This is a genomic window from Pseudomonas resinovorans NBRC 106553, assembly GCF_000412695.1.
GTDB lineage: Bacteria > Pseudomonadota > Gammaproteobacteria > Pseudomonadales > Pseudomonadaceae > Metapseudomonas > Metapseudomonas resinovorans_A.
The window spans coordinates 5788552-5810766 of record NC_021499.1 but is presented as its reverse complement, the minus strand read 5'-3'; the positions used below and the strand labels follow the sequence as shown (position 1 = coordinate 5810766).

Annotated in this window: 21 protein-coding genes; 16 read left to right on the top strand and 5 right to left on the bottom strand. The window is 65.0% G+C overall.

The window, feature by feature from the left end:
- Positions 1–32: 32 nt before the first annotated feature.
- From ilvE to PCA10_RS26065, 14 genes are all read left to right on the top strand, one after another.
- Complete coding sequence (ilvE, locus tag PCA10_RS26130) at positions 33–956, top strand: branched-chain-amino-acid transaminase (RefSeq protein ID WP_016495096.1); 924 nt, start codon at positions 33–35, stop codon at positions 954–956.
- 92 nt (positions 957–1048) lie between these two features.
- Positions 1049–2092 carry a lipopolysaccharide heptosyltransferase II gene (gene waaF / locus PCA10_RS26125; RefSeq protein ID WP_016495095.1) on the top strand — a complete coding sequence of 348 codons (1044 nt, stop codon included), beginning with the start codon at positions 1049–1051 and terminating at the stop codon, positions 2090–2092.
- Entirely contained in the window at positions 2093–3154 is a 1062-nt protein-coding gene (gene waaC / locus PCA10_RS26120) for a lipopolysaccharide heptosyltransferase I (protein ID WP_016495094.1), read from the top strand. It abuts the gene before it with no gap.
- Positions 3154–4275: a glycosyltransferase family 4 protein gene (locus PCA10_RS26115; RefSeq protein WP_016495093.1), complete on the top strand. Its 1122-nt coding sequence runs from the start codon at positions 3154–3156 to the stop codon at positions 4273–4275. The genes waaC and PCA10_RS26115 overlap by 1 nt, the downstream gene beginning before the upstream one ends.
- Complete coding sequence (rfaP, locus tag PCA10_RS26110) at positions 4272–5087, top strand: lipopolysaccharide core heptose(I) kinase RfaP (protein ID WP_016495092.1); 816 nt, start codon at positions 4272–4274, stop codon at positions 5085–5087. The genes PCA10_RS26115 and rfaP overlap by 4 nt, the downstream gene beginning before the upstream one ends.
- Positions 5084–5821 (top strand): lipopolysaccharide kinase InaA family protein, encoded by a 738-nt coding sequence (locus PCA10_RS26105; protein ID WP_016495091.1) that lies wholly within the window; start codon positions 5084–5086, stop codon positions 5819–5821. The genes rfaP and PCA10_RS26105 overlap by 4 nt, the downstream gene beginning before the upstream one ends.
- The gene (locus PCA10_RS26100; protein ID WP_016495090.1) at positions 5818–6573 is read left to right on the top strand and encodes a lipopolysaccharide kinase InaA family protein; all 756 of its coding nucleotides are present in this window, start codon (positions 5818–5820) and stop codon (positions 6571–6573) included. The genes PCA10_RS26105 and PCA10_RS26100 overlap by 4 nt, the downstream gene beginning before the upstream one ends.
- Positions 6570–8027 carry a lipopolysaccharide kinase InaA family protein gene (locus PCA10_RS26095; protein ID WP_016495089.1) on the top strand — a complete coding sequence of 486 codons (1458 nt, stop codon included), beginning with the start codon at positions 6570–6572 and terminating at the stop codon, positions 8025–8027. The genes PCA10_RS26100 and PCA10_RS26095 overlap by 4 nt, the downstream gene beginning before the upstream one ends.
- A 4-nt stretch (positions 8028–8031) precedes the next feature.
- Positions 8032–9789: a carbamoyltransferase family protein gene (locus PCA10_RS26090; protein WP_016495088.1), complete on the top strand. Its 1758-nt coding sequence runs from the start codon at positions 8032–8034 to the stop codon at positions 9787–9789.
- Positions 9773–10687, top strand: coding sequence for a glycosyltransferase family 2 protein (locus PCA10_RS26085; protein WP_231866605.1), 915 nt, complete (start codon positions 9773–9775; stop codon positions 10685–10687). The genes PCA10_RS26090 and PCA10_RS26085 overlap by 17 nt, the downstream gene beginning before the upstream one ends.
- The gene (locus tag PCA10_RS26080) at positions 10684–11640 is read left to right on the top strand and encodes a glycosyltransferase family protein (protein WP_016495086.1); all 957 of its coding nucleotides are present in this window, start codon (positions 10684–10686) and stop codon (positions 11638–11640) included. The genes PCA10_RS26085 and PCA10_RS26080 overlap by 4 nt, the downstream gene beginning before the upstream one ends.
- A 19-nt stretch (positions 11641–11659) precedes the next feature.
- Positions 11660–12529, top strand: coding sequence for a glycosyltransferase (locus PCA10_RS26075; RefSeq protein WP_041770456.1), 870 nt, complete (start codon positions 11660–11662; stop codon positions 12527–12529).
- Between the two features lies 1 nt (position 12530).
- Positions 12531–13538 (top strand): glycosyltransferase family 2 protein, encoded by a 1008-nt coding sequence (locus PCA10_RS26070; RefSeq protein WP_016495084.1) that lies wholly within the window; start codon positions 12531–12533, stop codon positions 13536–13538.
- 9 nt (positions 13539–13547) lie between these two features.
- Positions 13548–14756, top strand: coding sequence for an O-antigen ligase family protein (locus tag PCA10_RS26065; protein ID WP_144277009.1), 1209 nt, complete (start codon positions 13548–13550; stop codon positions 14754–14756).
- Positions 14757–14804: 48 nt separating this feature from the next.
- On the opposite strand, the gene PCA10_RS26060 is transcribed toward PCA10_RS26065, so the two are convergent.
- A complete protein-coding gene (locus PCA10_RS26060; RefSeq protein ID WP_016495082.1) occupies positions 14805–15422 on the bottom strand; it encodes a lipopolysaccharide kinase InaA family protein in 618 nt (205 codons plus the stop codon).
- A 32-nt stretch (positions 15423–15454) separates the two neighbouring features.
- Between PCA10_RS26060 and msbA the strand changes: the two genes are divergently transcribed.
- Positions 15455–17251, top strand: a complete 1797-nt coding sequence (gene msbA, locus PCA10_RS26055; RefSeq protein ID WP_016495081.1) for a lipid A export permease/ATP-binding protein MsbA — start codon at positions 15455–15457, stop codon at positions 17249–17251.
- 113 nt (positions 17252–17364) lie between these two features.
- A complete protein-coding gene (gene hldE, locus PCA10_RS26050) occupies positions 17365–18786 on the top strand; it encodes a bifunctional D-glycero-beta-D-manno-heptose-7-phosphate kinase/D-glycero-beta-D-manno-heptose 1-phosphate adenylyltransferase HldE (RefSeq protein ID WP_016495080.1) in 1422 nt (473 codons plus the stop codon).
- A gap of 93 nt (positions 18787–18879) precedes the next feature.
- Here hldE and PCA10_RS26045 read toward each other — a convergent pair whose 3' ends face one another.
- From PCA10_RS26045 to PCA10_RS26030, 4 genes are all read right to left on the bottom strand, one after another.
- Complete coding sequence (locus PCA10_RS26045; RefSeq protein WP_016495079.1) at positions 18880–19785, bottom strand: hypothetical protein; 906 nt, start codon at positions 19783–19785, stop codon at positions 18880–18882.
- Positions 19786–19809: 24 nt separating this feature from the next.
- A complete protein-coding gene (locus tag PCA10_RS26040) occupies positions 19810–20619 on the bottom strand; it encodes an aldo/keto reductase (protein ID WP_016495078.1) in 810 nt (269 codons plus the stop codon).
- The gene (locus tag PCA10_RS26035; RefSeq protein ID WP_016495077.1) at positions 20616–21791 is read right to left on the bottom strand and encodes an NAD(P)/FAD-dependent oxidoreductase; all 1176 of its coding nucleotides are present in this window, start codon (positions 21789–21791) and stop codon (positions 20616–20618) included. The genes PCA10_RS26040 and PCA10_RS26035 overlap by 4 nt, the downstream gene beginning before the upstream one ends.
- A 71-nt stretch (positions 21792–21862) precedes the next feature.
- Entirely contained in the window at positions 21863–22195 is a 333-nt protein-coding gene (locus PCA10_RS26030; protein ID WP_016495076.1) for a DMT family transporter, read from the bottom strand.
- Positions 22196–22215: the final 20 nt, after the last annotated feature.

Sequence of the window (22215 nt, the reverse complement as noted above, 5' to 3'; positions counted from 1 at the left end):
TGAACCAATCGAATTCTTGAGGAGCTGGCAATATGTCGATGGCCGACCGTGATGGCGTGATCTGGTATGACGGCGAACTGGTGCCGTGGCGCGAAGCGACCACCCACGTCCTGACCCACACCCTGCACTACGGCATGGGCGTGTTCGAAGGCGTGCGTGCCTACGACACGCCGGAAGGCACCGCCATCTTCCGCCTGCAGGCGCACACCGACCGCCTGTTCGACTCCGCGCACATCATGAACATGCAGATCCCGTACACCAAGGACGAGATCAACGAGGCCACCCGTGCCGCCGTGCGCGAGAACAACCTGGAAAGCGCCTACATCCGCCCGATGGTGTTCTACGGAAGCGAAGGCATGGGCCTGCGCGCCACCGGCCTGAAGGTCCACGTGATCGTCGCCGCCTGGAACTGGGGCGCCTACATGGGCGAAGAAGCCCTGCAGCAGGGCATCAAGGTGCGCACCAGCTCCTTCACCCGCCACCACGTGAACATCTCGATGACCCGCGCCAAGTCCAACGGCGCCTACATCAACTCCATGCTGGCCCTGCAGGAAGCCATTTCCGGCGGCGCCGACGAAGCCATGATGCTCGACCCCGAAGGCTACGTGGCCGAAGGTTCCGGCGAGAACATCTTCATCATCAAGGACGGTGTGATCTACACCCCCGAAGTGACCGCCTGCCTCAACGGCATCACCCGCAACACCGTGCTGCGCCTGGCCGAAGAGCATGGCTACAAGCTCGTCGAGAAGCGCATCACCCGTGACGAGGTGTACATCGCCGACGAAGCCTTCTTCACCGGTACCGCCGCTGAAGTCACCCCGATCCGCGAAGTGGACGGCCGCAAGATCGGCATCGGCCGTCGCGGTCCGGTGACCGAGAAGCTGCAGAAAGCCTACTTCGACCTGGTGTCCGGCAAGACGTCCGCCCACGCCGAGTGGCGCACCCTGGTCAAGTAATCAACTGAGCTGCACGCGGCAAGCCGCAAGCTACAAGTGGACGTCACCGCTTGGAGCTTGCGGCTTGTCTATTCAGGCTTGAAGCTGCCCTTATGAAGATTCTGATCGTAGGTCCCTCCTGGGTCGGCGACATGGTGATGGCGCAGACACTCTTCCAGTGCCTGAAAGCCCGCCATCCCGGCTGCGAAATCGACGTGCTGGCGCCCGAGTGGAGCCGGCCCATCCTCGAGCGCATGCCGGAAGTCCGCCAGGCGCTGAGTTTCCCCATCGGCCATGGCGTGCTGGATATCGCCAGCCGGCGCAAGATCGGCAAATCCCTGGCCGGCCGGTACGACCAGGCCATTCTCCTGCCCAACTCGCTGAAGTCGGCGCTGGTGCCCTGGTTCGCCGGCATACCCAAGCGCACGGGCTGGAAAGGCGAGATGCGCTACGGCCTGCTGAACGACATCCGCGTCCTCGATAAACAGCGCCACCCGCTGATGATCGAGCGCTTCATGGCCCTGGCATTCGAGCCCGACGCCGAGCTGCCCAAGCCCTATCCGCGCCCGTCGCTGCAGATCGATCCGGCCAGCCGTGACGCCGCGCTGGCCAAGTTCAGCCTCGGCCTGGACCGTCCGGTCCTGGCGCTTTGCCCGGGTGCCGAGTTCGGTGAGGCCAAGCGCTGGCCGGCCGAGCATTACGCCAAGGTGGCCGAGCTGAAGATCCGCGCGGGCTGGCAGGTCTGGCTGTTCGGTTCGAAGAACGACCACCCCGGCGGCGAAGACATTCGCATGCGGCTGATCCCGGGCCTGCGCGAAGAAGCGGTCAACCTCTCCGGCGAAACCAGCCTGGCCGAGGCGATCGACCTGATGTCCTGCGCCAGCGCCGTGGTCTCCAACGACTCCGGCCTGATGCACGTGGCCGCCGCCCTGGCGCGCCCGCTGGTGGCGGTCTACGGCTCCACGTCGCCGCAGTTCACCCCGCCGCTGGCGGAACAGGTGGAAATCGTCCGCCTGGGCCTGGAATGCAGTCCCTGCTTCGAGCGCACCTGCCGCTTCGGCCACTACAACTGCTTGCGCGAGCTCAAGCCGCGTCCGGTGATCGAGGCCCTGGACCGCCTGGTGCCGGACCCGCTGGAACTGGTGGAGAGTCGCTGAGTGCGGGTACTGCTGATCAAGACCTCCTCCCTGGGCGATGTCATCCATACCCTGCCGGCGTTGACCGATGCCGCGCGGGCGATTCCCGGCATCCAGTTCGACTGGGTGGTGGAGGAAGGCTTCGCTGAAATCCCCGCCTGGCACCCCGCGGTGGCCCAGGTCATCCCGGTGGCCATCCGCCGCTGGCGCAAGAATGTCTGGCAGACCCTGCGCAGTGGTGAATGGCGACGCTTCAAGCGGCGCCTGCGGGAAACCCGCTACGACCTGGTGATCGATGCCCAGGGGCTGCTCAAAAGCGCCCTGCTGACCCGTTACACCAAGGCGCCGGTGGTGGGGCTGGACCGCGATTCCGCCCGTGAACCGCTGGCCAGCCGCTTCTACGACCGCCGTTACCCGGTGGCCTGGGGGCAGCACGCCGTCGAGCGCGTGCGCCAGCTGTTCGCCCAGGCCCTGGATTACAAGGTGCCCGAAGGTGTCGGCAACTACGGCCTGAATCGCGCCCAGTTGGCGGACGCCGAGAGCGGCGCGCCCTACCTGCTGTTCCTTCACGGCACCACCTGGGACACCAAGCACTGGCCGGAAAAATACTGGCGCGAACTCACCGAGCGCGCCTGCGACCACGGCTGGCATGTGCGCCTGCCCTGGGGCAACGAGTCGGAGAAGCAGCGCGCCGAGCGCATCGCCGAAGGCTTGGAAAACGCCGCCGTGCTCCCCAGATTATCCCTGGCGGGGATGGCCAAGGTGGTGGCTGGCGCCCGCGCCTGTGTTGCCGTGGACACCGGCCTCGGCCACCTGGCCGCCGCGCTGGACGTGCCGACCCTGTCGCTCTATGGCCCGACCAACCCGGGCTTCACCGGCGCCTACGGGCGCTCGCAGATCCACCTGGGCAGCGACTTCCCCTGTGCGCCATGCCTGAAGAAGACCTGCGCCTACAAGCCGACGGCGGAGGACGCCCGTCTGTTCGACCTGGCGCGCGAACAGCCGCTATGTTTTACCCGGCTGAATCCGCAGCGTGTGGCGACTCAACTGGAAGCCCTGCTGCTGACCGAGGATAACCACTGATGCAACTGGCATTCGTGCTCTACAAATACTTCCCCTTCGGTGGCCTGCAGCGTGACTTCATGCGCATCGCCCTGGAGTGCCAGCGTCGTGGGCATGCCATTCGCGTCTACACCATGATCTGGGAAGGCGAGGTCCCGGACGGCTTCGAAGTGCTGATCGCGCCGGTCAAGGCGCTGTTCAACCACAAGCGCAACGAGAAATTCACCGCCTGGGTCGAGGCCGACCTGGCGCGCCGGCCGGTGGAGCGGGTGATCGGCTTCAACAAGATGCCGGGCCTGGACGTCTACTACGCCGCCGACCCCTGCTTCGAGGACAAGGCGCAGACCCTGCGCAATGGCCTTTACCGCCGCTGGGGCCGCTACAAGCACTTCTCCGACTACGAGCGTGCGGTGTTCGCCCCCGAGTCGAAGACGGAGGTGCTGATGATCTCCGAGGTGCAGCAGCCGCTCTTCGTCAAGCATTACGCCACCCCGGCCGGGCGCTTCCACCTGCTGCCCCCGGGCATCGCCGCCGACCGCCGTGCCCCGGCCAACGCCGGCGAGATCCGCGCCGAGTTCCGCCGTGAGTTCAAGCTGGCGGATGACGACCTGCTGCTGGTGCAGATCGGTTCCGGCTTCAAGACCAAGGGCCTGGACCGCAGCCTCAAGGCCGTGGCCGCGCTGCCCCGCGAATTGAAGAAACGCGTCCGGCTGATCGTCATCGGCCAGGACGACCCCAAGCCCTTCCTGCTACAGATGAAGGCCCTGGGCATTTCCGACCAGGTGGACATCCTCAAGGGCCGCAGCGATATCCCGCGCTTCCTGCTGGGCGCCGACCTGCTGATCCATCCGGCCTACAACGAAAACACCGGCACCGTTTTGCTGGAAGCGCTGGTGGCGGGGCTGCCGGTGCTGGTCACCGACGTCTGCGGCTACGCCCACTACATCGCCGAGGCGGACAGCGGCCGCGTGCTGCCGAGCCCCTTCGAGCAGGACGCGCTCAATCAGCTGCTCGCCGAGATGCTCGCCGACTCGGCGGCGCGTGCGCGCTGGGGCGCCAATGGCCTGGCCTTCGCCGACAGCGCCGACCTCTACAGCATGCCGCAGCACGCGGCGGACGTGATTCTCGCGGAGCGCCCATGAAGCTAGTGCTGAAGGAACCCTTCGAGCGCCTCTGGGCCGGGCGTGATGCCTTCGCCGCCGTGGAAGCGCTGCAGGGCCAGGTCTACCGCGAGCTGGAAGGCCGTCGCACCCTGCGCACCGAGGTCGAGGGCCGCGGCTACTTCGTCAAGATCCACCGTGGCATCGGCTGGGCCGAGATCGTCAAGAATCTGGTCACCGCCAAGGCCCCGGTGCTCGGCGCCGGCCAGGAGTGGGCGGCCATCCGGCGCCTGCACGAGGCGGACGTGCCGACCATGACCGCCGTGGCCTTTGGCGAGCGCGGCGGCAACCCGGCGCGCCAGCACTCCTTCATCGTCACCGAAGAGCTGGCGCCCACCGTCAGCCTCGAGGACTTCTGTGTCGACTGGCCGCGCAACCCGCCGCCGCTGCGCCTGAAGTGGGCGCTGATCGACGAAGTGGCGCGGATGACCGGCACCATGCACCGGGCCGGGGTCAATCACCGCGACTGCTACATCTGCCATTTCCTGCTGCACACGGATCGACCGGTCAGCGCCGACGACTTCAAGCTGTCGCTGATCGACCTGCACCGTGCCCAGACCCGAGCCGCCACGCCCGTGCGCTGGCGCGACAAGGACCTGGCCGGGCTGTACTTCTCGGCCCTGAACATCGGCCTGACCCGACGCGACAAGCTGCGCTTCCTCAAGGCCTATTTCCGCCAGCCGCTGCGCCAGGTGCTGCGGGACGAGAGCCGCCTGTTGGCCTGGCTCGAGGAGAAGGCCGCGCGCCTGCTCTCGCGCTACGAGCGCAAGTACGCCGGAGGAGGAGAGGCGTGAGTCATTGGAAACTCGCCGAGGGGCTGGATGCCGATATCGCCGCGCGCTTCGGCGACCTCGACAAGGTGTTCGCCCTGGAAGGCGACTGGATCACCGGTGATCCGCTGTCCGAAGTGCTGCGGGTCGAGCACCGTGGCGTGCGTTACTACGTCAAGCGCTACTGGGGCGCGGGCAAGGGCCTGCGCCGCTGGTTCGGCCGGCCACGGGTCAAGGCCGAATGGCAGAACCTCAAGCACTTCAGCAAGTGGGGCATCCCGACCGCGCCGCTGGTGGGCTGGGGTCAGGAGCGCCGCGCCGGCGCCTTCCACCGTGGCGCGCTGATCACCCGCGAGCTCAAGGGCACCGTGGACATGGCAGAAATGGCCAAGCTGGGCGATCCGCGCCTGGCCGATTCACGCTGGGTCGACCGGGTCAGCCGCCAGTTGGCCAAGGCCACCCGGCAGCTACACCGGCACGGGTTCGCCCACAACGACCTGAAGTGGCGCAACCTGCTGGTGGACGAGCAGGGCGACCTGTTCCTGATCGACTGCCCGACCGGCACCTTCTGGTGGGGCCCCTTCCTGCACTACCGGGTGATCAAGGACCTGGCCTGCCTGGACAAGGTGGCCAAGTACCACCTCAGCCGTACCCAGCGCCTGCGTTTCTACCTGCAATACCGTGACCGTCCGCGCCTGCGCAGCAGCGACAAGCGCCGGGTACGGCAGATCCTCAAGTTCTTCGAGGGACGCGAATGAACGACTTCATCGCTGCGGCCGACCGCGAGATGCTCGCCCGCAACGGCCTGGACAACTTCGATGCGCTCTGGGCGCTGCGCCTGGAGGCGGTGGACGCCCCCAATACCGGTCGGGGTGGTTGGAGCAGCGTGTTCCGCCTGGACCTGGACGGCGCCGCGTACTACCTCAAGCGGCAGAGCAACTTCTTCAGCCGCAACCTGCTGCACCCCTTTGGCGAGCCCACCTTCGCCCGCGAATTCCGCAATATCCGGCGTTACCAGAAGCTGGGGATTCCGGCGCTGCAGGCGGCGTACTTCGGTGCCCGCAGCGTCAGCGGCGAGCGTCGCGCCATCCTGGTCACCCGCGCCCTGGACGGCTGGCGCGAGCTGGCCGGTTGGCTGGAACACTGGGCCGGAGCCGGCGCCGCGCAGCGTTCGGCCATCATCGCCGCCGTGGCGGAGCTGGCGCTGCGCCTGCACAACGCCGGTCAGATGCATGGCTGCTTCTACCCCAAGCACGTCTTCCTGCGCGAGAGCGGGGCGGGCTTCGAGGCCTGCCTGATCGACCTGGAAAAGACCCGGCCACTGCTGCTCGGCCGCCGCGACCGGATCAAGGACCTGGAAACCCTGGTGCGTCGTGCCGATGCCTGGGGCGAGTCTGAGGTGCGCGAGCTCCTGTCCGCCTACCTGGGGCGTCCGGGCGACTCGGCCGAAGTCAGCGACTGGCTGGGGCGCCTGGGCGCTCGTCGTCGCAGCAAGGATCAGCGCCCATGACCCTGGCCGAACTGGCCCAGGCGGGGCGTACGCCGTCGTTGCCCATCCGCCTGGATATCGCTGGCGGCCTCGAGCTGCAGAGCCTCCTGCGCGTGCTGCCCGGCCAGCGCTACGTCGGCGTGGCGTTGTGGCAGGGGCGCCGGGTACTGGCCAAGCTGCTGGTGGGCGGCCGTGCCGAACGGCACTTTCAACGCGAACTGGCCGGCACCCGCGCCCTGCACGAGCAGGGCATCGAGTCTCCGGCCCTGCTGAGTGAAGGGCAGCTGGCCGGACAAGGCGGTTGGCTGCTGTTCGAGTACCTGGATTCGGCGCAGAGCCTGTGGGATGCCTGGCGCCAGGTCGAGCGCGAGGCGCCCCTGTCCGACGGCCAGCAACTGGTGCTGGGCGAAGCCCTGGGGGCGATCGCCCGACTTCACCTGGCCGGACTGGCTCAGGAAGACCTTCACCTGGACAACCTGCTGCGCCATGGCGGCAAGCTGCAGGTGATCGACGGTGGCGGCATCCGCGCCGTAACCCCCGGCTCGCCGCTCGCCCGGGACAAGGTCCTGGCCAACCTGGGGGTGTTTTTCGCCCAGTTGCCCGCCGAGCTCGATCCCTACCTCGAAGAGCTGCTGGTGCAGTACCTGCTGGTCAACTGTGAGCACGCGCTGCCGCTGGAAGCCTTGCAGAAGGAGATCGCCCGGGTGCGGCGCTGGCGCCTGGGCGACTACATGAACAAGGTCGCCCGCGATTGCAGCCTGTTCAGCGTGATTCGCGGCGCCTTTGGCCTGCGGGCGGTGCGGCGCGAGTCCGAGCAAGCCCTCGCCGGCCTGCTGGATGCGCCGGATGCGGCCCTGGAGCAGGGCCGGTCGCTGAAGCGGGGCGCCACCGCCACGGTGGCCGAGGTAGAGGCTGGCGGGCGCAAGCTGCTGGTCAAGCGCTACAACATCAAGGGCCTGACGCACTGGCTGACGCGCTTCTGGCGTCCGAGCCGGGCCTGGCACAGCTGGCGCGAAGGCAATCGCCTCGAATTCCTCGGCATCGCCACGCCGCGTCCGCTGGCGGTGCTCGAGCGACGTTTCCTCTGGCTGCGCGGCGGCGCCTACCTGATTACCGAATATCTCTCCGGGCAAGATATAATCGCCCGTTTTCGACCCTATCTGGACGACCCGGACGGGGCTGGTGCTCCACCGGAAGCCGAACTGCAGGCCCTCGACCGCTTGTTCTGTGCGCTCATTCGCGAGCGCATCAGCCATGGCGACTTCAAGGGTAACAACCTGTTCTGGCACGACGGCCGCTGGACCCTGATCGACCTCGATGCCGTGTGCCAGCATCGCAGCGCGCGGAGTTTCGCCCGGGCCTATGCCCGTGACCGCGCGCGTTTCCTGCGCAATTGGCCGGCCGAATCGACGCTGCACCAGCTACTGGATAAACGTTTACCGCAGGTGCCAGGCACCTGCCCTGAAAGAGGCTAACCCCGTGGCACTGACGATTCTCGGCCTTTCCGGCGCTCTCAGCCATGATCCCTCCGCCGCGCTCTACATCGACGGCAAGCTGATCGCGGCCGCCGAAGAAGAGCGCTTCGTGCGCGACAAGCACGCGAAGAATCGCATGCCCTACGAGTCGGCCAAGTTCTGCCTGGAGCAGGCCGGCATCAAGCCCTCCGACGTCGACGTGGTGGCCATTCCCTTCGCCCCCATCAGCCTGTTCGGCAAGGCCCGCTGGCACTACGCCAAGCGCTACTGGTACGCCCCGGATCGCGCGCTGGACGCCATTCTCATGGGCAACCGCCGCTACAAGCGCTACCGCAAGAAGATCGTCTGGTGCCTGGAGCAACTGGGCTTCGACGCCAAGAAGGTGAAGATCGAGCCGGTGGAGCACCACCTGGCCCACGCCTCCAGTGCCTACCACTGCTCCGGCTTCAAGGAGAAGACCGCGATCCTCGGGATCGACGGCAAGGGCGAGTACGCCACCACCTTCTTCGGCTGGGGCGAGAACGGCAAGATCCACAAGATCAAGGAGTTCTTCGATCCGGACTCCCTCGGTGGCCTCTATGGCGCGATCACCGAGTACCTCGGCTTCGAGATGCTCGACGGCGAGTTCAAGGTCATGGGCATGGCGCCCTACGGTGACGCCGCCAAGTACGATTTCTCGCGCCTGGCCAAGTTCGAGAACGGCGAGCTGACCATCAACACCGACTACGCCAACGTGATCGGCTTCCGTCGCTACAAGGAAAACGGCAAGGGCTTCTACTTCTCGCCCAAGCTGATCGAGTGGCTGGGTCCGAAACGCCAGGGCGACATCGCTGACGACCCCTACATCCACTACGCCGCCAGCATGCAGGCCCTGTTCGAGAAGCTGGCGCTGGAGATGATGGACTACTACCTAGGCGACATCATCCGCGAGACCGGCAAGATCGCCTTTGCCGGCGGTTGCGCGCTGAACGTCAAGCTGAACCAGAAGATCATCGCCCGTCCGGAAGTGAAGGAGCTGTTCGTCCAGCCGGCCTCCGGCGACGCCGGCACCTCCGTGGGCGCCGCCGCTTATGTCTCGGTCAAGCGCGGCGTGCCGGTGGAGAAGATGGAGCACGTCTACCTCGGCCCGTCCTTCAGCAACGAGGACGTGATCGCCGCCTGCGCCCGTCACCCGCAGAAGCCGGTGTTCAAGCGCATCGACAACACCCCGCAGCGGATCGCCCGGATCATGGTCGACGCCAACCCGGTGGCCTGGTTCCAGGGCCGCATGGAGTTCGGCCCGCGCGCCCTCGGCGGCCGCTCCATCATCGGCTGCCTGAGCGTGGCCGGCGTGGCCGATCGCATCAACGAACAGATCAAGTTCCGCGAGCGCTGGCGCCCCTTCTGCCCGTCGATGCTGGATACGGTCGCGGCGCAGATGCTCAAGGTCGACCACCCGTCGCCGTTCATGACCTTCACCTTCGAGGTCAACGACGAATGGAAGAACCGCGTGGGCGAAGTGGTGCACGAGGACGGCACGTCCCGCGCCCAGGTGCTGGAGCGCCGCCACAACCCGCGCTGGTACGACCTGATGAAGGAACTGGAAGTCCTCACCGGCAACGGCGTGTCCCTGAACACCTCCCTCAACCGTCGCGGCGAGCCGATGATCTGCTCGCCCACCGACGCGCTGAACATGTTCTACGGCTCGGACCTGCAGTACCTGATCATGGAAGACATCCTCGTCGTCAAGGAAGGCAAGGATTGGTATGACAATGTCGGCTAAGCCGCTGCTTAGCGTCGTCATCCCTACCTACAACTACGCGGGCGTGCTCCCGCGTGCCGTGGAGTCGGTGCTGGCCCAAGCCACCTCGGAGGTCGAACTCTGGGTGGTGGATGACGGCTCCACCGACGACACCCCGGCGGTTTGTGCCGCTTTGAGCCAACGCCATGGCGCGGCCTTCCAGTGCGTGCGCCAGACCAACGCCGGCCCCTCGGCCGCACGCAACAACGGCGTGCAACTTGCCCAGGGACGCTACGTCCTGCTGCTGGACGCCGACGATGAGTTGGTGCCCGATACGCTCCCCAGCCTGTGCGAGCGCCTGCGCCAGCAGCCGGACGTCGGCCTCTGGCTGGCCGGCCATGTGGCGGTACAGCCGGATGGACGCGAGCGCGCCCACCCCGCCAGCACTGTGCCTGGCGATGCGTTGCAACGCCTCAGGGGTTACCTGCTGGACAAGGACATCGGCCTCGGTCACGGCTCCTGCGTGTTCCTGCGCGAGCTGCTGCTGGAACGGCCCTATCCCGAGCACCTGCGCCACAGCGAAGATATCCCGGTGTTCGCCTATTGCCTGACCCAGCGCCAAGTGGAAGTCCTCGACCTGATGCTGGCGCGCATCCACAAGCATCCCGGCAGCCTGCGCCACAACGCCGAGGCCGCGCGCAAGGTTGGCCTGACCCTGGTGGACGAGGTATTCCTCAAGCTCCCGGCGGGCCTGCAATCGCTCAAGCCCGCCTACCGCGCCCAGCGCTGCCTGTCGCTGTTCCGCACCTGCCTGCTGGCCGGTGAGAAGAGTGGTGCCCGCGACTACTACCGCGAGGCGCTGCGGACGGATTGGCGAGTACTGTTCAAGTGGTCCTACACCCGCAAGGCGATACGCCTGTGGGGGCTGCCAGGAAAATGAAGGTCCTTGCGCTCAGCTCCGCAGGGCGGGAACCTGACTTTTCCCGGGTCTACGAGCATCTGGGCGGACAGCTGGACCTCGACCTGAAAATCCTCGACAAGGAAGCACAGCGCGATCTGCGCGGTACGTTGCGGCAGGTCGACCTCGCCACCTACGACCGCGTACTGGTGGACCTGCATTTCAAGAACATTCGGCGCCAGACCCGCTTCCTGAGACGGATCCCAGGCCTCCTGATCTACGAGGAGGACGCCTGCCAGAACTACCTCGAGACCTCCCGTTGGCGCGGATGCTTCAGTCGCTTCTACCGGGCCCTGCCCAATGCGCGGATCGTCGTGACCGGTGCCAGCGTGGCCGAGCGCCTGACGCGCGAGGGCTTCAACGTCCACTTCATCCCCAAGGGCTATGACCCGCAGGTGATCTTCTCCGAGCACCTGGAGCGGGACATCGAGCTGGGTTTCATCGGCCGGACCGCGAGCGCCGCCTACCAGGAGCGCAAGCGCCTTCTGGATCGCCTGGCCGCCGAGGACGCGCTGCAGTTGCTGCGAACGCCACCCGGCGAGCCCTACCGGCAGATGCTGAACCGCATACGCTACTTCGTCAGTGCCGATGTCGGGCTGAACGAGTACATGGCGAAGAACTTCGAGGCGATGGCCTGTGGATGCGTTCTGCTGGCCTGGCGCCAGGGCCGCGAGGAACCGGCCATAGGCCTGGAGGATGGCGTTCACCTGCTGCTCTATTCCAGCGTCGAGGAGTTGCGCGGGCATCTGGTCCGGCTACGCCAGGACCCCGAACTGGCGCGGACCATTGCCGAGAACGGACGGCATTTCACCGAACGGCACCTTTCCCATCTACGGCTGGCCGAGCACCTCATGAAAGTGCTAGAAGAGCCCTGGCCGTCGCCCGAGCCCCTGACCCCCTGGCGGGAGTTCTGGGCCCGGCTAAATCCATTCTGAGTCCTACTGCATGTCTTCCATGAGCAATGGCCAGCAGCCGCTGGTAAGCGTGATCATCGCTTCCTACAACCATGCCCCCTACATCGAGGAGAGCATTCTCAGCGTGCTGGGGCAGAGCTACCCGAACATCGAGCTGCTGGTGGTGGACGATGGCTCGCGCGACGATAGCGTGGCGCGTATCCAGGCATTGCAGGCGGTTCATGGCTTCGATTTTCGCGCCCAGGCCAACCAGGGGCTCTCGAGAACCCTCAACGACACCATCGCACGGGCGAAGGGGAGCCTGATCGCACCTTTCGGTTCGGACGACATCATGCTGTCCGAGCGCATCGCCACGCAGGTCGCCTACATGGCGGACAAGCCGGAGGTGGGGATCTGCGCGGGAGGCATCCGGATCATCGATGGAGAGGGACGGCCTGGCGACAAGGACCGCGTGCCGCCGCAGCGCCGACTGGACTTCGAGGATGTGTTCCTCAATCGCAAGCCAGGCGCCCCGGCTCCGACACTGCTGTTCCGGCGCGAGGCGCTGGAGCGGGTCGGCGGCTTCGATCCGGAGGTCAGGCTCGAGGACCTGATGATCGAACTGAAGATCACCCGAGCCGGCTATTTCATCGATATCCTCGGGGAGCCGTTGGCGCTCTATCGGGTACATGGCAGCAACACCTACAAGAACTATCGGTTCATGGTGGAGAACGTGCTGCGTACCTACGAGCGCTTCAGCGATCATCCGGACTACGCCCGGGTCTGTGCGCAGTTCCGCAACTCGATGCTGCTCAAGTGCGCGGGTGTCGACCCCGAACTGGCCAGGACCCTGTTACGTGATATTCCCTTGCGCGCCTGGAACATGAAGACCCTGCGCGGGCTCTTGCGAATGCTGTTCCGTAGAGGATGACATGACGCAGGTAACGTCACCGCAGTCGGTGGAGCACAAGGTTTCCGTCATTATCCCGTGCTACAACTACGGGCGCTTTCTCGAGCAGACGATCGAAAGCTTGCGGGGACAGAGCTACCAGAACTGGGAAGCCATCATCGTCGACGACGGCTCCACCGATGATTCGGAAGAAGTCGCCGAACGGCTGGTGGTCGCGGACCCTCGGGTCCGCTATGTGCACCAGCCGAATGCAGGGACGTCAGCGGCGAAGAATGCCGGCATAAGGCTCGCACAAGGGGACTACCTGCTGTTCCTCGATGCAGATGATCTGATAATGCCCGCCAAATTGATGGCTCATGTCCGGCACTTCAAGGAAAACCCGCATGTGGACATATCCTATTCGCGCTTCCGCTATTTCGAGGATCTGCGTGCGAATCGGCTCTTCACAAAGCTCGATCTGACCTCGACCGAGGAGTGGTCGAAGGTGATAGATGGACGCTACGAAGCGGCTTTCCCTGTTTTTGTCAGGGGCAACAACATGGCCATTCATGCGGCGGTGGTGAGAAAGTCGCTGATTGAAAAAGTCGGTTACTTCGATGTGGGCATGCGCGCCTTGGAGGACTGGGATTATTGGTTGCGCTGCATTCTGCGTGGAGCCCATATCTCTTTCCTGGATGATCCGCAGGCGATCGCATTGACCAGGGTTCATCCAGCCAGCGCCACGCAGAAACTGGATTTCTCCAGCTATATCGAAACCATCTATGAAAAAGTCGCCCAGGAAGCCGCCCGGATTCGTGCGGAGGGTGATGAGCGATTCTACGGATTCGTGATGAGGGAGATGGAACTCCTCGAAAAAAAGAACAGGAATCGTTCATTCAAGAGAAAGAAGTCCGAAATACAGGCGAGAATTCGGCTGGCTGGTTTCCTGGATGGGGGTGAGTTGCTGCGCATTGCCAGGGATTTTGGTTATTTGAACTGTGCTAGGGCATACTTTGGTGCGCTAACAAAACACAATATAAAAGATAAGTAAGTCGTGATTATGAGTAAGGAAAATTTGGGGGTTTGGCTTTCCCGGTTCGCTGTGGTTGGCGTGCTCTTCTTGTTGTTTGGGCCATGGGTTCTGCCGAACAACTCTTTCTATCATCGGGCGATAATATTTTTCCTGTGGCTGCCGGCGTTCGTGCATTTCTGCTTGTTCCGCAAAGGCTATCCACCGATTCATAAGTTGTTTTTCTGGCTTTATATCGCTATTTCCGCCTGGTACATATTTGTCCTGCTCATGACTATTGATGGCTGGGAGGACGCGCGCGAGTTCAAGTTACCCTTCTACGTGGCGTTCAGCCTGCTGGGGATCCTGGTTGCCGCTATGCATCTCAAGGAGCGCTTCCGGGATTTCCTGCTGCTTTGCGGCGTTCTGGGGGGGCTTGCTGCAGGGGTTACCTGCCTATATGTCTACTGGGTGCAGGGGCATTTTCTCGGGTATCGGGTAGCATCACTGGGCGTATGGCGAGTGGTGATTCCTGTCGCGCAGGCATGCGGGGCCCTGGCTATCCTGACTGCGATGCTGTGGCTGGAGATTAGGCGGGGCGCAAGTGTCATTGTGGTAGTACTGATCGCCTTGTTGGGCTATCTAGTTTTTCTGTACTTCAATCAAAGCCGCTGGGTCTGGCTATGCCTGGTGCTGTCTTTCCTCGGAACAGGTGTTCTGTTGCGGAACAGGGCTGCCTACGTGATGGCCGCTATGTCCGTGTTGTTATTAATTGTGGTCGTATTCGTCAAGCCAACTCTTCTTCTGAGTCGAGGCCTCTCTTACCGACCAGAGTTATGGCTCGGGGGGCTTTCGCTATTGCTGGATAACTGGGTCCACGGCGTCGGCTTCCAAGAATACTGGATCAAAGTCGCAACTCTTAAAGTTGGTTCAAGACACCCCCATAACATGTTCCTGGATATCGGTATCAGGTTCGGTGTCCTGGGACTGCTGCTATGGATTGGGCTCTGGTGCTGGGCGGGATGGCGAGCGTTCACGCACCGGCACTCCGCGATGGGCGAAGCGGCGGTCGGCCTGTGGTTGTACTCGGGGCTCGTGGTGCTGACGGAAGGCATCGCCCCCTGGGTTAAACCCTCGCCCATCTGGTTCGTGACCTGGCTGCCCCTGGCACTGGTACTGGTGATAGATACCCTGGCCCGGCAGGGGAAGCTGGGCGGGGCAGCATCCACTCCGACTCCCGGTGGTCCGCCAAGCGTCTGACCTCGGGTTCAGCGAATCACGCCGGAGGCCACTTATCTCTGGCGTCGATCACTTGCCGGCCTCGGGCAGGGCATGTCCATAGGCCTGCAGCAGCCGCTGCCATGGGAAGTCGTTGATCTGGCTGCGGTGCAGGTAGCTCCTGAGGTGCTGCAGGTTGCGGCGGGCCAGGCGGGCACTGAGCGGGCCGCGCTTGAAGTGCATGTCCAGGAAGTCGATCAGGCCGAAGCCGCCCTCCGGCAGGCGCAGGATGTTGCCCAGGTGCAGCGAGCGGAAGTAGATGCCGCGCTGGTGCAGGGTGTGGATGAAATCGGCCAGCTCGGGCAGAAATTCATCGAACTCCTGGCGCTTGTTGCGATACAGCTGATCCAGCGAACGGCCTGGCAGCGGGGCATAGAAACAGGCGCTGACCGCCTCGGAGCGCTCGAGCCACATGCATTCGCTGATTCGGGGGGTAGCAATGCCGCGCTCGGTGAGCCGCTCGGCATTGCGTGCGAAGCGCTGCGCGGCGGGGCGCAGGCGGGCGAGCCAGAGCCGTCGGCGTGGGCGGAAGATCTTCAGCAGCTGGCCGTCCGGCTGGCGCAGGACCTTGGGGCCGCGCCCGTCCTTTTCCAGTACCTCGCCCTGGGCGAGCCACAGCTGTAATTCTTTCGCTGGTACAATCCGCATCAATTTTCTCTGCGTAGCTAAAGGGATCGAGAGTGGCCAATTCTAACCAGCAATCAGATCTCCGGGTTTATCTACGGTTGCTGCGCTACGTCAGGCCGTACGTGGGGCTCTTTCTGCTCAGCCTCCTCGGGTTCCTGATCTTTGCTTCGACCCAGCCGATGCTGGGCTACATGCTCAAGTACTTCGTCGACGGCCTGGCCAACCCCCACGTCGTATTGTTTCCGAAGATTCCCTACCTGCGGGACATGGATCTGGTACAGGCCGTACCGATACTCATAGTCCTGATTGCGCTCTGGCAGGGTATCGGTTCGTTCCTCGGCAACTTCTACCTGGCCAGGGTCTCGCTCGGCCTTGTGCACGACCTGCGGGTGGCGTTGTTCAACCAGTTGATGTGCTTGCCCAATCGATATTTCGACAGCAACAACTCGGGGCACCTGATCTCCCGTATCACCTTCAACGTGACCATGGTCACCGGTGCTGCCACCGATGCGATAAAAGTGGTGATTCGCGAGGGCATGACGGTGATCTTCCTGTTTGCCTCGCTGCTCTGGATGAACTGGAAGCTGACGCTGGTCATGGTCGCCATCCTGCCGTTGATCGCGTTGATGGTCAGCAGTGCCAGCAAGAAATTCCGCAAACAGAGCAAGAAGATCCAGGTAGCGATGGGGGATGTCATGCACATCTCGTCGGAGGCCATTCAGGGTTACCGGGTGGTGCGCAGCTTCGGTGGCGAACCCTACGAACAGCAGCGTTTTCTGGATGCCAGTATCGGCAACACGGAAAAGCAACTGCGGATGATCAAGACCGGCGCCGTTTATACCCCGATGCTGCAACTGGTGATCTACAGCGGTATGGCGCTGCTGATGTTCCTGGTGTTGTTCCTGCGTGGCGATGCCTCGGCGGGCGACCTGGTGGCCTACATCACGCTGGCGGGACTATTGCCGAAACCGATTCGCCAGTTGAGCGAAGTCAGCTCGACCATCCAAAAGGGACTGGCGGGCGCCGAAAGCATCTTCGAGCAGCTGGACGAGACGCCGGAGGAGGATCGCGGCACGGTCGAGCGGGAGCGGGTCGGTGGCCGCCTGGAAGTGCGCAACCTGAGTTTCCGCTACCCCGGCACCGACAAGCCCGTGCTGCAGGACATCAGCTTTGCGGCCGAGCCTGGCCAGATGATTGCCCTGGTTGGGCGCTCCGGCAGCGGCAAGTCCACCTTGGCCAACCTGATTCCGCGTTTCTACCACCATGAACAAGGGCAGATCCTGCTGGATGGTGTGGATATCGAGGACTATCGCCTGCGCAACCTGCGCAGCCATATCGCCTTGGTCACCCAGCAGGTGACCCTGTTCAACGACTCGGTGGCCAACAACATCGCCTATGGCGACCTGGCAGGCACGCCGCGGGAGGAGGTCGAGAAGGCCGCCGAGGCCGCCTACGCCAAGGAATTCGTCGACAAGCTGCCCCATGGCTTCGACACCGAAGTGGGTGAGAACGGCGTGCTGCTTTCCGGCGGACAGCGCCAGCGTCTGGCCATCGCCCGGGCCTTGCTGAAGAACGCGCCGGTGCTGGTGCTGGACGAGGCCACTTCGGCCCTGGACACCGAGTCCGAGCGGCATATCCAGGCCGCGCTGGATCGCGTCATGGATGGCCGCACCACGCTGGTGATCGCCCACCGCCTGTCCACCATCGAGAAGGCGGACCTGATCCTGGTGATGGACCAGGGGCGCATCGTCGAGCGCGGCAGCCACGCCGAGCTGCTGGCGCTGAACGGCTACTATGCCCGTCTGCACGCCAACCAGTTCGCCGAGGAGTCCCAGTCGGACGCGGGTTGATCATAGCTTCCGGCCAATCGGCAGGGTGCGTGCCGCCAGGCTCGTGATCCCTGCCCTCGGCCCGCCCGGCTGCTATGGTATTATCCGCGCCGTTTTTGACGTCCGGAGACTCCATGAAGCTGTCCATGCCCCGATTCGATCAGGCCCCCGTTCTGGTGGTGGGCGACGTCATGCTTGACCGTTACTGGCATGGCGGCACCTCGCGCATTTCGCCCGAGGCGCCGGTGCCCGTGGTCAAGGTCGAGCAAGTTGAGGACCGTCCCGGCGGTGCCGCCAACGTCGCCTTGAACATCGCCGCCCTGGGCGCTCCTGCCATGCTGGTGGGCATCACCGGCGTCGACGAAGCGGCCGAGAGCCTGGCCGACAGCCTCAATGCCGCAGGTGTTGACGTGCATTTCCAGCGCCACGCCGAGCAGCCGACCATCGTCAAACTGCGGGTCATGAGCCGTCACCAGCAATTGCTGCGCATGGATTTCGAGGAAGCCTTCGCCACCGACGCCGAGGCCCTGGTCACCGAGGTCGAATGCCTGTTGCCCCAGGCCAAGGTGCTGGTGCTGTCCGACTACGGCAAGGGCGCGCTGCAGAACCACCAGGCGCTGATCCAGGCCGCTCGCCGTCGTGGCGTACCGGTGCTGGCCGACCCCAAGGGCAAGGATTTCAGTATCTACCGTGGCGCCAGCCTGATCACCCCGAACCTCAGCGAGTTCGAAGCCATCGTCGGGCGCTGCGCCGATGAGGCCGAACTGGTCGCCAAGGGCGCGGGCCTGATGCGGGAGCTGGAACTGGGCGCGCTACTGGTCACCCGTGGCGAGCATGGCATGACCCTGCTGCGTCCGGATCATTCCCCGCTGCACCTGCCGGCCCGCGCCCGCGAAGTATTCGACGTCACCGGTGCCGGCGACACGGTGATTTCCACCCTGGCCGCCTCCCTGGCCGCCGGCGAGGAACTGCCCAGCGCGGTGGCCCTGGCCAACCTCGCCGCCGGCATCGTGGTCGGCAAGCTGGGTACCGCCGCCATCAGCGCGCCAGAGCTGCGCCGTGCCGTGCAGCGCTCGCAGGGTTCCGAGCGTGGCGTGCTGAGTCTCGACCAACTGTTGGTGGCCATCGAGGACGCTCGCGCCCATGGCGAGAAGATCGTCTTCACCAATGGCTGCTTCGACATTCTCCACGCCGGTCATGTGACCTACCTGGAACAGGCCCGCGCCCAAGGTGATCGCCTGGTGCTGGCGGTCAACGACGACGCTTCGGTCAGCCGCCTGAAAGGGCCGGGTCGCCCGATCAACAGCGTCGACCGGCGCATGGCCGTGATGGCCGGCCTGGGTGCCGTGGATTGGGTGGTGAGCTTCTCCGAGGACACCCCCGAGCGCCTGCTCGCCCAGGTCAAGCCCGATGTGCTGGTCAAGGGCGGCGACTACGGTATCGACCAGGTGGTCGGCGCCGACATCGTGCGTGCCTATGGTGGCGAAGTGAAGGTTCTCGGCCTGGTGGAGAACAGCTCCACCACCGCGATTGTCGAGAAGATCCGCAGCAAGTGATCCCCGCTGGCGCCCAATGCGGGGGCGCCAAAGAACCAAGCTGAGCCGGGGTGCCGGCTCACTCTCGCTGGGGCGCCTTGTGCGCCCCGGGTTTCAACACGCGAGCCGCTTTCCCATCGGTCGGGCCGTTCCCACCCGCGCCAGCCAGTCCCGCCAGCGCACCCGTTCCTCGTGCACCAGCCAGCCGTCCTGCTCGGCGAAACTTTCCGAGAGCCAGATGCCTCGGGTGCTGGTTTCCTTGAACTCGCCGTTGCGCAGGGTCAGCAGATCGCCAGTGGGCAGGCCCTGGTGTAGCGGCAGCAGGTAGATATCGGGTCGACGTCGTTCCAGGCTGGCCAGCAACTGGCCGTCCTGGAGGACTTCGTCGACGTGGAAGAGGCTGATCTGGTGACTGTCCCGTGGTAGCTCCAGGCGCAGGTCGTAGACCAGTTGCAGGGAGGCGGTGGGCAGGTGGACATAGGCCTGGGGCCGCTCCAGCAGGGTCAGCTTGCCGTTGCGCACCGGCCGCGCCGCACCGGAGAGCGGGCTGAGGCGGAAGTGGCAGGCTTCGCGATAGCGCAGCTGGCGCTGGTAGGGGGTGGGTAGCCAGGTATCGGCGAAACGCCCGGCGAGCCAGCCTTCCGGCGTCTCGATCAGGCATTCCTCGGCCACTTCCTGGATGGCGGTCAGCAGCGGCAGGTTCAGTTCATGGGCCGGCACGTAGCCGGAAATCAGCTTGAGCACGGTGTCGCCGCGATCCTGCCGGCGCTGGCGCACCAGCAGCCAGTAGTCGCGGCCCTGCAGGTTCAGGGTCAGCCGTACCGAGACGCCGAGGTTCGCCAGTTCCACCGCGAAGCGCTGGTTGTCGTTGACCTGTACCGGGCGACGGCGCTCCAGCATCTGGGTGAAGTTGAGCGGTCGCCCCAGGCTCTGGTAGCTCAGGGAGTCGGCTCCGGCTTCGACGTGCAGTGGAAGGGTCTTGAACGCGCTTGGGTCCTTGCGGGCGAGGATTCGCGGCATGTCGGCTCCTTCGTTAGGGGTCGGCTAGCAACGACCCCCGATAACCGCGGCGGCCGTCGCGACATTATGGGACAGATGCAGCGGATTGATGGTCCCGATTATCGCGCTGGTCACTCCAGGGTGATCGAAGATCAGTTCGAAGCTGGCGCGCACCGGGTCGACGCCCGCGTCCAGGCAGGCGTGGCCGCTGGCCAGGCCCTTCTTGATCAGGATGCCCTTGTGCTGTTGCGCCGCGAAGTCGAGCACCGGCTTCTCGGCCTGCTCGTTGAGGTTGTAGGTGACCATGGCGCAATCGCCTTGTTGCAGGGCCAGCAGGCCGCCCTCCACGGTCTTGCCGGACAGGCCGAAGGCGCGGATCTTGCCGGCCTGCTTGAGTTCGGCGAGGGCCTCATAGACCCCGCTGTCCTGCAGGATGGCCAGGTCGTTGCCGTCGGAATGCACCAGTACCAGGTCGATGAAGTCGGTTTCCAGGCGTTTCAAGCTGCGTTCCACGGAGAATCGCGCGTGTTCGGCGCTGAAGTTGAAGCTGGAAACGCCGCCCTCGAACTCCTCGCCGACCTTACTGACGATCACCCAGTCCTGGCGCTGGCCACGCAGCAAGGGACCGAGTCGCTCCTCGCTGCGGCCATAGGCCGGTGCGGTATCGATCAGGTTGATACCCAGCTCGCGGGCCAGGTTCAGTAGCTGGCGGGCCTCGAAGTCGTCGGGAATGGTGAAGCCCGCGGGGTACTTCACCCCCTGGTCGCGGCCAAGCTTGACGGTGCCCAGGCCCAGGGGGGAAACCACCAGGCCGGTGTCGCCCAGGGGGCGGTGGAAATCGTGCAGGCCGTTCATCCCAGGAGTTCCTCCCAGGCCGGTTGCGCCACGGGTGGGCGGGGTAGGGCGGGCAAGGGCGGGTTGGCGGACGGACGCAAGCCGTCACGCTCGAAGGCCGCCAACACGCGGTCCGCGAAGTCCGGGGCTAGGGCCAGCTTGGTCGGCCAGCCCACCAGCAGGTTGCCCTGCTCGCTGAGGAAGGCGTTGTCCGGACGCACCAGGCCGGACTGCGCAGGCTCGGCGCGATCCACCCGCAAGGTCGCCCACTGGGCGGTGGACAGGTCGATCCAGGGCAGCAGCTGGCGCAGTTCCTGTTCCGCAGCGGCGATCTGCTCGGCCTCGTTGCGGGCCACACCTTCGGCCTCGGCCAGGTCGCCACCCAGGTACCAGACCCACTGGCCATCGGCGGCCGGGTGGCTGGTGACGGTGACGCGCGGCTTGGGGCCGCCGCCCAGGCAGTGGGCGTAAAGCGGCTTCAGGCTGGGCGCCTTGACCATCACCATGTGCAGCGGGCGGCGCTGCATGGCCGGCTGGCTCAGGCCCAGGGTCTGCAGCAGTGCCTGGTTGCCGGCGCCGGCGCTGAGGACGATGCGCTGGGCGCGGACTGCGCGACCATCGATGCGCAGGCCGGCCAGTTGTCCGTCTTCGTGCAGGGGCTCGATCTCGCGGGCGGCCAGCAGGCCATCTCCGGCAAGCTCCGCCAGGCGGGCGATCAGGCTGGGTACGTCCAGCACCAGCTCGGCCAGGCGATAGACCTTGCCCTTGAATTTCGGGTGCTGCAGCGCCGGTGGCAGGGCGTCGCCCTTGACCTGGTCGACGCGGCCGCGCACGGCCTTGCTGGCGAAGAAACTGGTGAGGTTGCCGGCCAGGGTGCCGGGGGACCAGAGGTAATGCGCATCGGAGAGCAGGCGTACGCCGGTGAGGTCCAGCTCGCCGTTGCCGGCCAGGGCTTCGCGCCAGCGGCGCGGCATGTCGGCGATGGCTTCGGAGGCGCCGGTCAGGGCGCCGTGCAGGGCGTACTTGGCGCCGCCGTGGATGATCCCCTGGGATTTCACGCTCTGCTCGCCGCCCAGGCTGGCGTTCTCCACCAGCAGGGTGGCGAAGCCCTGCTGGCGCAGGCGGGCGTTGAGCCAGAGGCCGGCGATGCCGCCGCCGAGGATGAGGACATCGGTGGAAAGGGATTCAGCCATGGGGGAGGGCGCCTGGAAAAAACAGGGGCGCAGTATAGCGCCCCTGTCGTCGCGCGACGCGCAGCAGGCTCTCAGTGGCCGGTGCTGCCGCTGAACAGCTGGATGACCACGACGCCCGAGACGATCATCCCCATGCCCAGCATGGCCGGGATATCAAGCTTCTGCTGGTAGAGCACCAGGGCGGCGACGCTCACCAGCACGATGCCCAGACCCGCCCAGATGGCGTAGGCGATACCCACCGGAATGCTGCGTACCACCAGCGTCAGCAGCCAGATGGCCACGGCGTAGCCGACGATCACCAGAATCAGGGGCACGGGCTTGTTGAAGCCGTCGACGGACTTCAGCGAGGTGGTGGCGACCACTTCGGCGATGATGGCGATAGCGAGGTAGATGTAGCCGGTCATGGTCGTGCCTCCAGTGCAAT

What these genes read in the sequence shown, in the direction of transcription:
- PCA10_RS26100 (WP_016495090.1), top strand. Translation starts at nt 5,818, where the DNA reads ATGAACGACTTCATCGCTGCGGCCGACCGCGAGATGCTCGCCCGCAAC.
- PCA10_RS26070 (WP_016495084.1), top strand. Translation starts at nt 12,531, where the DNA reads ATGACGCAGGTAACGTCACCGCAGTCGGTGGAGCACAAGGTTTCCGTC.
- PCA10_RS26045 (WP_016495079.1), bottom strand. Translation starts at nt 19,785, where the DNA reads ATGCCGCGAATCCTCGCCCGCAAGGACCCAAGCGCGTTCAAGACCCTT.
- hldE (WP_016495080.1), top strand. Translation starts at nt 17,365, where the DNA reads ATGAAGCTGTCCATGCCCCGATTCGATCAGGCCCCCGTTCTGGTGGTG.
- PCA10_RS26040 (WP_016495078.1), bottom strand. Translation starts at nt 20,619, where the DNA reads ATGAACGGCCTGCACGATTTCCACCGCCCCCTGGGCGACACCGGCCTG.
- PCA10_RS26030 (WP_016495076.1), bottom strand. Translation starts at nt 22,195, where the DNA reads ATGACCGGCTACATCTACCTCGCTATCGCCATCATCGCCGAAGTGGTC.
- PCA10_RS26080 (WP_016495086.1), top strand. Translation starts at nt 10,684, where the DNA reads ATGAAGGTCCTTGCGCTCAGCTCCGCAGGGCGGGAACCTGACTTTTCC.
- waaF (WP_016495095.1), top strand. Translation starts at nt 1,049, where the DNA reads ATGAAGATTCTGATCGTAGGTCCCTCCTGGGTCGGCGACATGGTGATG.
- PCA10_RS26075 (WP_041770456.1), top strand. Translation starts at nt 11,660, where the DNA reads ATGAGCAATGGCCAGCAGCCGCTGGTAAGCGTGATCATCGCTTCCTAC.
- PCA10_RS26115 (WP_016495093.1), top strand. Translation starts at nt 3,154, where the DNA reads ATGCAACTGGCATTCGTGCTCTACAAATACTTCCCCTTCGGTGGCCTG.
- rfaP (WP_016495092.1), top strand. Translation starts at nt 4,272, where the DNA reads ATGAAGCTAGTGCTGAAGGAACCCTTCGAGCGCCTCTGGGCCGGGCGT.
- PCA10_RS26065 (WP_144277009.1), top strand. Translation starts at nt 13,548, where the DNA reads ATGAGTAAGGAAAATTTGGGGGTTTGGCTTTCCCGGTTCGCTGTGGTT.
- ilvE (WP_016495096.1), top strand. Translation starts at nt 33, where the DNA reads ATGTCGATGGCCGACCGTGATGGCGTGATCTGGTATGACGGCGAACTG.
- PCA10_RS26095 (WP_016495089.1), top strand. Translation starts at nt 6,570, where the DNA reads ATGACCCTGGCCGAACTGGCCCAGGCGGGGCGTACGCCGTCGTTGCCC.
- PCA10_RS26085 (WP_231866605.1), top strand. Translation starts at nt 9,773, where the DNA reads ATGACAATGTCGGCTAAGCCGCTGCTTAGCGTCGTCATCCCTACCTAC.
- PCA10_RS26035 (WP_016495077.1), bottom strand. Translation starts at nt 21,791, where the DNA reads ATGGCTGAATCCCTTTCCACCGATGTCCTCATCCTCGGCGGCGGCATC.
- PCA10_RS26060 (WP_016495082.1), bottom strand. Translation starts at nt 15,422, where the DNA reads ATGCGGATTGTACCAGCGAAAGAATTACAGCTGTGGCTCGCCCAGGGC.